This is a genomic window from Streptomyces sp. (assembly GCF_035563135.1).
Classification (GTDB): Bacteria; Actinomycetota; Actinomycetes; order Streptomycetales; family Streptomycetaceae; genus Streptomyces.
The window spans coordinates 1-8,289 of sequence record NZ_DATMVN010000788.1; the positions used below are offsets into that span (position 1 = coordinate 1).

At 70.6% G+C, this 8,289-nt stretch carries 9 protein-coding genes; 6 read left to right on the forward strand and 3 right to left on the reverse strand.

Annotation, left to right across the window (positions count from 1 at the left end):
- The 3 genes from VN520_RS35115 to VN520_RS35125 form a co-directional block, all read left to right on the forward strand.
- Nucleotides 1-509: acyl-CoA dehydrogenase family protein (locus VN520_RS35115; protein ID WP_325751003.1), on the forward strand; the 509-nt coding region annotated here is incomplete at its 5' end.
- Nucleotides 506-1,360, forward strand: a complete 855-nt coding sequence (locus VN520_RS35120; protein ID WP_325751004.1) for a CoA ester lyase — start codon at nt 506-508, stop codon at nt 1,358-1,360. The genes VN520_RS35115 and VN520_RS35120, both read left to right, overlap by 4 nt.
- Before the next feature lie 26 nt (nt 1,361-1,386).
- Nucleotides 1,387-2,238, forward strand: a complete 852-nt coding sequence (locus VN520_RS35125; protein ID WP_325751005.1) for an SDR family NAD(P)-dependent oxidoreductase — start codon at nt 1,387-1,389, stop codon at nt 2,236-2,238.
- Nucleotides 2,239-2,524: 286 nt separating this feature from the next.
- On the opposite strand, the gene VN520_RS35130 is transcribed toward VN520_RS35125, so the two are convergent.
- The 3 genes from VN520_RS35130 to VN520_RS35140 are packed head-to-tail and all read right to left on the reverse strand — an operon-like array spanning nt 2,525 to nt 5,041.
- Nucleotides 2,525-3,166: a 3-oxoacid CoA-transferase subunit B gene (locus tag VN520_RS35130; protein ID WP_325751006.1), complete on the reverse strand. Its 642-nt coding sequence runs from the start codon at nt 3,164-3,166 to the stop codon at nt 2,525-2,527.
- Between the two features lies 1 nt (nt 3,167).
- Complete coding sequence (locus VN520_RS35135; RefSeq protein ID WP_325751007.1) at nt 3,168-3,863, reverse strand: 3-oxoacid CoA-transferase subunit A; 696 nt, start codon at nt 3,861-3,863, stop codon at nt 3,168-3,170.
- The gene (locus tag VN520_RS35140) at nt 3,860-5,041 is read right to left on the reverse strand and encodes a thiolase family protein (RefSeq protein ID WP_325751008.1); all 1,182 of its coding nucleotides are present in this window, start codon (nt 5,039-5,041) and stop codon (nt 3,860-3,862) included. Before VN520_RS35140 ends, VN520_RS35135 begins: the two co-directional genes overlap by 4 nt.
- A gap of 71 nt (nt 5,042-5,112) precedes the next feature.
- On the opposite strand from VN520_RS35140, the gene VN520_RS35145 reads away from it, so the two are divergent.
- The 3 genes from VN520_RS35145 to VN520_RS35155 all read left to right on the forward strand — a co-directional run.
- Complete coding sequence (locus VN520_RS35145; RefSeq protein ID WP_325751009.1) at nt 5,113-5,994, forward strand: LysR substrate-binding domain-containing protein; 882 nt, start codon at nt 5,113-5,115, stop codon at nt 5,992-5,994.
- Between the two features lie 685 nt (nt 5,995-6,679).
- The gene (locus VN520_RS35150) at nt 6,680-7,414 is read left to right on the forward strand and encodes a response regulator transcription factor (protein ID WP_325751010.1); all 735 of its coding nucleotides are present in this window, start codon (nt 6,680-6,682) and stop codon (nt 7,412-7,414) included.
- A 68-nt stretch (nt 7,415-7,482) separates the two neighbouring features.
- On the forward strand, nt 7,483-8,289 hold an 807-nt coding region (locus VN520_RS35155; protein WP_325751011.1), incomplete at its 3' end, for a histidine kinase dimerization/phospho-acceptor domain-containing protein.

Below are 8,289 nucleotides of genomic sequence, written 5' to 3' on the forward strand. Positions count from 1 at the left end.
CCCGGGTGCCGGTCGCGAACCTGCTCGGCGGCGTCGAAGGCCGCGGCATGCAGCAGACGCTGTCGGCACTGGAGTGGGGCCGGGTCAACATCGCCGCCCGCGGCGTCGGGGTCGGCCAGCGGGCGTACGAGGAGGCCCTCGCCTACTCCAAGCAGCGCGTCGCGTTCGACCAGCCCATCTCGGAGTTCCAGGCCATCCAGCTCAAGCTGGCCACCATGGCCACCAACCTCCAGGCCGCGCGGCTCATGACGTACTGGGCGGCCACCGAGGTGCGAGGCGGCCGCGCGGACGGGCCGACCGGCATGGCGAAGATCTTCTCCTCCGAGATGGCCCTGGAGAACGCCATCGACGCGATGAAGGTCCACGGCGCCTACGGCTACTCCACGGAGTACGAGATCGAGCGTCTCTTCCGCGACGCGCCGCTGATGAGCATCGGCGAGGGGACCAACGACGTCCTGCGCACCGTCGTGGCGAAGGCCCTGGTCTCCGGTCGGGCCAGCGTCGGATGACCGCGTCGATTCCCCGGTCGCACCTGTACGTACCGGGCAACGCGGGGGCACGCCTCGGGAAGGCGTGGGCGAGCGATGCCGACGCCGTCATCATCGACCTCGAGGACGCGGTGCCCCCCGCCGAGAAGCCGGCGGCGCGGCGGGCCGTGGCGGACTGGCTCGCCTCGACGGCGGGCCAGCGCTCCGGCACGAACCGCGAACTGTGGGTCAGGGTCAATGCCGGGACCGAGGGTCTCACCGACGTGGAGACCCTCGCCGGCGCCGCGGGGCTGACAGGTCTCGTGCCCGCCAAGGCGACGGTCGCCGATCTCCGTTCCCTGGCCGCCGAGCTGGACCGGCGCGGTCTGGACTGGAGGCTCAGCCCTCTCCTGGAGACACCCGGCGCGGTGCTGGACGCCCGTGTCGTCGCGGGGCTCCCCCGCGTGCTCAGGCTCCAGATCGGCGAGTACGACCTCTGCGCGGCGACGGGCATCCAGCCGGGGGCCTCCGAGGCCGAGACGGCCTGGGCACGGTCCTGGGTCGTCTTCGCCAGCAGCGAGGCGGGCATCGAGCCTCCGGTCGGCCCGGTGTCGACCGTGGTGCGCGACGAGGCGGTGTTCACCGCTTCGACGGAGCGCGCGGCACGCCAGGGCTTCGTCGGCCGGGCCTGCATCCATCCGGCACAGTTGCCTGCCGTGCACGCGGTCTTCACGCCGACGCCGGAGGCCGTCGCACGTGCCGCGGCTCTCCTCTCGGCGTACGACGCCGCCATCGCCGCCGGTTCGGGAGCGTACATCGACGAGACCGGCCACATGGTCGACGAGGCCCTGGCGCGCGGCGCGCGGCGCATCGTCGCACTCGCACGCCGATGATCCGCATGAGGGAAAGGAACCAGTCCATGAAGGAACTGCAGGAACGCGTCGCCGTCGTCACCGGCGGCGCCAGCGGCATCGGCTACGCCCTCGCCCAGCGCTTCATCACCGAGGGAATGAAGGTGGTGATCGCCGACATCGAGGAGAAGGCCCTGGACGAGGCGGTCACCGCCCTGGGCGCCGGCGGGGCCCAGGTCCTCGGCGTGCGCACCGACGTGTCCCTGCCCGAGGACGTGGAGGCACTGGCCCAGGCCACGCTCGAGCGCTTCGGGGCAGTGCACGTCGTGTGCAACAACGCCGGTGTCGAGAGCGGCGCCCCCTTCCTCGACATCCCACTGACCACCTGGGAGTGGGTGCTGAAGGTCAACTTCGGGGGCGTCCTCAACGGATGCAGGACGTTCCTGCCCCTCCTCAAGGAACAGGGCGAGGGGCACATCGTCAACACCGCGTCGACCGCCGCGTTCGCCACCGGGCTCCCGACGTTCGCGCCCTATTCGGTGTCGAAGTTCGCCGTCCACGCCCTGTCGGAGAACCTCGACGTCGAGCTGCGTACCGCAGGTGAGCCTATCGGGGTCTCCCTGCTGGTGCCCGGCATGACGAAGTCACGCATGCCGGACGCCGAACGCAACCGGCCGGCGGGAGTGCCCCTGTCCGAGTCCCCTGAGCGGCGCAGGGTCCTGGACATGATCCGCGGTGCGATGGAGGGGAACGCGCTCGACCCGTCGGTCACCGCCGCGCAGGTCGTCGACGCGATCCTGCACGACCGCTTCTTCGTCCTGACCCACCCGGAGGAGACCATCGCGGCCCAGCGGAACCGTCTGCACGCGATGGAGACCGGCAAGCCGCCGGCCGCACGCAAGCCGTCCGGCGCGGAATGACGGGACGCCCCGGGGCTCAGCCGTACCACCGGCGCACACGGATCCGGGGACCACGGGGGCCGGTCAGCTCGGCGTCACGCGCGATCTACTGAGCGAGCGTGTGGAGAGGTCCACCGCCCGGCCCCGGCGGAAGGCGATGACCGCGTGAGGGACGTCTCGACCACCGCACACCCCCACCCCTGCAGGACAGCGCCCGGACCCTGCACGGTCCGGGCGCTGTGCCGTCACCCGTCAGGAAGACCTGAGGGCTGCCGCCTCATCGACGAGGCCGTCAGGCAGCCGGCCGTCAGGCGGTTTCCGGCGCGGTCAGGGGGAGGTCCAGGCGGGCACGCAGCTCATCGACATCGGTGTCGAACGTCTCGCGTACGCGTACCCCCAGCGGTCCCACGTCGAAGACCGCGACGTCGGAGTAGACCCGGCTGACGCAGCCGACGCCGGTCAGCGGGTACGTGCACTCCGGGACCAGCTTGGCCCGGCCCTGCTTGTCGAAGAGCTTCATCATCACGAAGGTCTGCTTGGCGCCGATGGCGAGGTCCATCGCCCCGCCCACGGCCGGAATGGCGTCCGGCGCGCCGGTGTGCCAGTTGGCCAGGTCCCCCGTACCGGAGACCTGGAAGGCTCCGAGCACACAGACGTCGAGGTGACCTCCCCGCATCATCGCGAACGAGTCGGCGTGGTGGAAGTACGAGGTGCCGGGCAGCTCGGTCACCGGTACCTTGCCCGCGTTCGTCACGTCGGGGTCGACCTCGTCGCCGATCGCGGCCGGGCCCATGTTGAGCATGCCGTTCTCGGTGTGCAGCACCACACCCGAGCCCGTGGGCAAGTGGTCGGCCACCTTGGTGGGTTGTCCGATCCCGAGGTTGACGTAGGAACCGGCCGGGATGTCGCGCGCGACGACCGCGGCGAGTTGGTCGGGGGTCAGTGCCATGTCAGCGCGCTCCTTGCACGGTGTACCGACGCGCCTCGATCTGCACGATGCGGTCGACGTAGACCATCGGTGTGACGACGGCCTCGGGGTCGAGGCCGCCGGTCGGCACGATCTCGCCGACCTGGACGATCGTGGTCGTCGCCGCGGTCGCCATCACGGGGCCGAAGTTGCGGGCGGTCTTGCGGTAGACGAGGTTGCCCATCCCGTCGGCGCGATGGGCGCTGATCAGCGCGACATCACCCTTGATCGGGTATTCGAGCACGTGGTCACGTCCGTCGATCGTGCGCGTCTCCTTCCCCTCGGCCAGCGGCGTCCCGACGGCCGTGGGGCAGTAGAACGCACCGATGCCGGCACCGGCCGCGCGCAGCCGCTCGGCGAGGCTGCCCTGCGGGACGACCTCGAGTTCGATCTTCTTGGCCCGGTAGAGCTCGTCGAAGACGTAGGAGTCGCTCTGCCGGGGGAAGGAGCAGATCACCTTCCGCACCCGGCCCGCCTTCAGCAGCGCCGCGAGCCCCACCTCGCCGTTGCCGGCGTTGTTGGACACGATGGTCAGGTCCTTCGCGCCCTGCCGGATCAGTCCGTCGATGAGATCGAACGGCATTCCGGCCATGCCGAACCCTCCGACGAGGACCGTGCTGCCGTCCTCGACGCCGGAGACCGCCTCGTCGACCGTGTCCAGGATCTCGGCCCTGCTCACGCGTGCACCTCCGTGTTCTCGAGAACCACTGCCATGCCCTGTCCCACGCCGATGCAGATGGCGGCGACGCCCCATCGCTCATTACGCTCACGGAGCACCTTGGCCAGCGTGCCGAGGATGCGGCCGCCACTGGCCCCGAGCGGATGGCCGAGCGCGATCGCGCCCCCCTTGGTGTTGACGATCTCCGGGGCGATGCCCCACGCGTCGACGCACACCAGCGACTGCACCGCGAAGGCCTCGTTGAGCTCCACCGCGCCGACCTGTCCCCAGGTGATGCCCGCCCGCTTCAACGCCCTCTCGGCCGCCTGGACCGGGGCGTAGCCGAACGCCTGGGGGTCGAGCGCGAACGTGCCCCGGCCCGCGATGCGGGCGACCGGCTCGAGGCCGATCCGCTCGGCGGCAGCCTCCGATCCCAGAAGTACGGCGGACGCGCCGTCACTGAGCGGGGAGGCGTTGCCGGCGGTGATGGTGCCGTCCTTGCGGAAGCTCGGCTTGAGCCCGGCCAGTTTCTCGACCGACGAGTCCGGACGGACGCCCTCGTCACGGGCGAGGCCGTCGAGGGGAGTGACGAGGTCGTCGTAGAAGCCCTCGTCCCAGGCGGCTGCTGCGAGCCGGTGGGAGCGGACGGCGAACTCGTCCTGCCGCTCCCGGCTGACCGCGTACTTCTCCTGCAGCTGTTCGTTGGCCTCACCGAGGCTGACCGTCCACTCCTTCGGCATGCGCGGGTTGACCAGCCGCCAGCCCAGCGTGGTCGAGACCGCCGCGAGGTCCCCTGCCGGGAAGCCCTTGGCCGGCTTCGGGAGCACCCAGGGAGCACGCGTCATCGACTCGACACCGCCGGTCAGGACGATGTCGGCGTCACCGGTCTCGATCGCGCGCGAGCCGATCATGGCGGCGTCCAGTGACGAGCCGCACAGGCGGTTGACCGTACTGCCCGGAACGCTGGTCGGCAGGCCGGCGAGGAGCGCGGCCATCCGTCCGACGTTGCGGTTCTCCTCCCCCGCGCCGTTCGCGTTGCCCCAGACCACCTCGTCGACAGCTGCCCGGTCCAGCCCGGGCGCCCTGGCGAGCAGCGCCTCGATGACGTCGGCGGCCAGATCGTCGGGTCTGACGCCGGCCAAGGCGCCACCGAAGCGGCCGAAGGGGGTGCGCAGGGCGGAATAGATGAAAGAACTCATGCTCAGGACGGTATGCCCGGTCAGCGATACGGTGAAGTATCAATATCCTGCCCAATTGATATGAGGAACATATGGATCTCCGTCAGCTGCGGTACTTCGTCACCGTGGCCGAGGAGCGCCACTTCGGCCGGGCGGCCGACCGGCTCCGCATGGCGCAGCCGCCGTTGTCGCAGTCGATCCGCCGGCTGGAGGTGGACCTGGGTGTGGAACTCCTGCACCGCACGACGCGACGGGTCGAGCTCACCGATGCGGGCCGCAGTTATCTGGTGAGAGCGCGCACGATCCTGGCGGACGTGGACGACGCGGCGCACGAGGCCCGCCGGGTGGCCGCCGGATCGGTGGGTCATCTGGCGATCGGCTGCGTCGGTTCGGCGACGTACAGCCTGCTGCCACCGCTCTCCAGCCACCTTGCCGCCGAACTCCCCGGGGTCGACTTCTCCTTCCGTGGCGAGATGCTCGCCCCTGACCAGATGGAGGCCCTGCGGACGGGCGCCATCGACGTCGCGCTGCTCCGCCCGACCGTGGCCGACCCCTCCCTCACGGTGGTGCCCCTGCGGCGTGACCGTCTCGTGGTCGCCCTCCCGGCGGTCCACGAGCTGGCCGGTCACCGGGAGGTGCGGGTCACCGACCTGCGGCAGGCCGACCTCATCGTGCACTCCGCCGGCCAGCGTTCGGTCATGTACGGCGTGGTGCTCGGCCTCTTCCGCGATGCCGGCATCGACGTGCACGTCAGGCACGAGGTCGGTGAGACCTCCACCCTGATCACCCTGGTCGCCGGTGGGCTCGGCGTCGCGATCGTCCCCGAGCCGGTGACCGCGCTGGCTCTCGACGGTGTCGCCTACCGGCCGCTGGTCAGCCCCGCCGCGACGGTCGACCTCGCCGTCGCCCATCGTTCCGACCGGACCGAACCCCATCTCGCCCGCACGGTCGACATCGTCCGGCGCATCGTGTGATCACCGTCGTGGACACAGCTCGGTGGCTCCGCCTGCGTCGTCGTAGGCGGCTCCACCCCGCCAGATTCGCCGGCGCCATCCGCGACGAGCGCTTCTCGTCCTCACCCGGCCGGACGTGGCCATCGCTGCCCTGGTGGCGCGGCAGTACGCCTGCGGAGCGGAGACTCACCGACGGACCGCAAGCCCTCCGCCATCGAATGGCCGTTCCAGACGCTGGGCGGGCTCGGCCCGCGAGCTGATCTGCAGCTTCGTGGGACCTTGCGCAGGTGGTACTCCACTGTCCGGTGACTGACGAACATCCGCTCAGCCACCTCGCGGCTGCTGCCGGCGGCGCAGGTACTCGCCGTGCCAACCGTCGCGCCCTTCGGTGACGCGTGCACCACCGTGAACAGGGAGCAGATGTGAAGGCTCTGTGGCGGCGCTGTCGCCGTGCGGGCTCCGGTGTCCTGGCACCGAACCGAGCTTCGTACAGTAGGTTGCGCGGGCCGGTGCGGAAGTGCCGATCCGGCGTGGGACTTCAGTCCGGGCGTGGAGACCCGAGGTCGGGATCCGGATTCCGGTGATCACCACAGCGGCCGGCCGCCGGGACGAGATCGCGCGCCCCGGATGCGCGACGCGGCCGGCAGGCGCCGGCCCGGTTTGCGTGCGCACATGTGCCGACAGCATCCCAGGAAGGGGCGGGACCATGTCTCACCGAGGCGCTGCGCAGGACAGCACCATCCGCGTGCTGATCATCGATGACGAGCCGGAACTGGCGGAGGTACTGGCTGTCTCCGTCGCCGATGCGGGATGGCAGCCTTTCACCGCGGCGGACGGGCATGGTGCCGTACGGCTCGCGCGCGAGTGTGACCCGCACGCCGTGGTCCTCGACTGGATGCTGCCCGACCTCGACGGCCTGAGTGTCCTGCGGCGGCTGCGGTACGAGAACGAGGAACTCCCCGTCCTCATGCTCACCGCCCGGGACGCGCTCGGGCATCGTCTGGAAGGCCTGTCGGCGGGAGCGGACGACTATGTGACCAAGCCCTTCTCCCTCGAAGAGGTGCTGTTGCGGCTGCGCGGACTGCTGCGTCGCTCAGGGGCGGGCAACAAGGTGCCGGTTGCGGACGGTTCCGTGCGGAGGCTGGGCGATCTGGTGATGTCCGAACGAAGCCGTGAGGTGTGGCGGGGTTCGACGCCTGTCTCGCTCACAGCCAAGGAGTTCGACCTGTTGTGGTTCCTGATGGGCTCGCCCCGGCGGGTGTTCAGCAAGGCGCAGCTCCTCGAACACGTCTGGAACAGCTCGTTCGACGGTGAGGGGAACCTCGTCGAGGTGTACATCTACGGCCTGCGCTCGAAGATCGACAAGGGCCGGGCCCCGATGATCCAGACAGTGCGCGGAGTCGGTTACGTGATCCGGGGTGCGGACGACGGGCCATGCTGACGCGGCTCGGCCGGCGAGCGAGGGCCCGTACACGCGGCAGAACCCTGCGGACGCGCCTGGTCGTCTCCATGTCCGTGCTGTTGGCCACCGTGTGCGCCGCCATGTCGTTCACGACCGTGTTCACGCAGAGCGAGTACCTGCGCGCGGACCTCGACCAGCGTGTCACCGAAGCCGCCGAGCGGCACCAGGCGGCCCTGCGCCTGCGGACCGGCGGTCTCACGTATCTGGGTTTCCTCGGGCTGCCCGGCCAACCGGTCGGAACGCTCGGGGCCCGGATCGACTCCTCGAACCATGTGCCCGCCGCCGGTGTGGTGACCGGCGACGGCAGCCTGCGCGTGCTCTCCGCCGCGCAGCAGGAGGCTCTGAGCGGGATCTCTGTGGACGGCTCCCTGCATACCCGGGTGGTTCCCGGTCTCGGTGAGTACCGGCTGACCGCGGTGGGCGACGACGGGGCTTCGGTGATCACGGGGCTTCCCATGACCGACGTGCAGCGCATGACGGGCCGCCTGATGGCGGCGGAGGCGGTGATCGCCGGGGTCGGGCTCGCGGTTGCGGGCTGTGTCTGCGCGGTGGTGGTGCGGCGTCAGCTGCGCCCCCTCCGCAGGGTCGCCGCGACCGCCGCCGAGGCCGCCCGGGTGCCTCTGGACCGGGGCGAGGTCACGGGGCTCAGCCGCGTCCCCGCACACGACACCGATCCCGGTACGGAAGCCGGTCAGGTCGCCGTCGCGCTCAATCACCTGATCGACCACGTGGAGACGTCACTCGCCGAAAGACAGCGCACCGAGGACCGCATGCGCCGCCTCCTCGCGGACGCCAGCCATGAGCTCCGCACCCCGCTGGCCTCCATCGCCGGATACGCACAGCTCATGGCGTCC

What these genes read in the sequence shown, in the direction of transcription:
- VN520_RS35120 (WP_325751004.1), top strand. Translation starts at nt 506, where the DNA reads ATGACCGCGTCGATTCCCCGGTCGCACCTGTACGTACCGGGCAACGCG.
- VN520_RS35125 (WP_325751005.1), top strand. Translation starts at nt 1,387, where the DNA reads ATGAAGGAACTGCAGGAACGCGTCGCCGTCGTCACCGGCGGCGCCAGC.
- VN520_RS35130 (WP_325751006.1), bottom strand. Translation starts at nt 3,166, where the DNA reads ATGGCACTGACCCCCGACCAACTCGCCGCGGTCGTCGCGCGCGACATC.
- VN520_RS35140 (WP_325751008.1), bottom strand. Translation starts at nt 5,041, where the DNA reads ATGAGTTCTTTCATCTATTCCGCCCTGCGCACCCCCTTCGGCCGCTTC.
- VN520_RS35145 (WP_325751009.1), top strand. Translation starts at nt 5,113, where the DNA reads ATGGATCTCCGTCAGCTGCGGTACTTCGTCACCGTGGCCGAGGAGCGC.
- VN520_RS35150 (WP_325751010.1), top strand. Translation starts at nt 6,680, where the DNA reads ATGTCTCACCGAGGCGCTGCGCAGGACAGCACCATCCGCGTGCTGATC.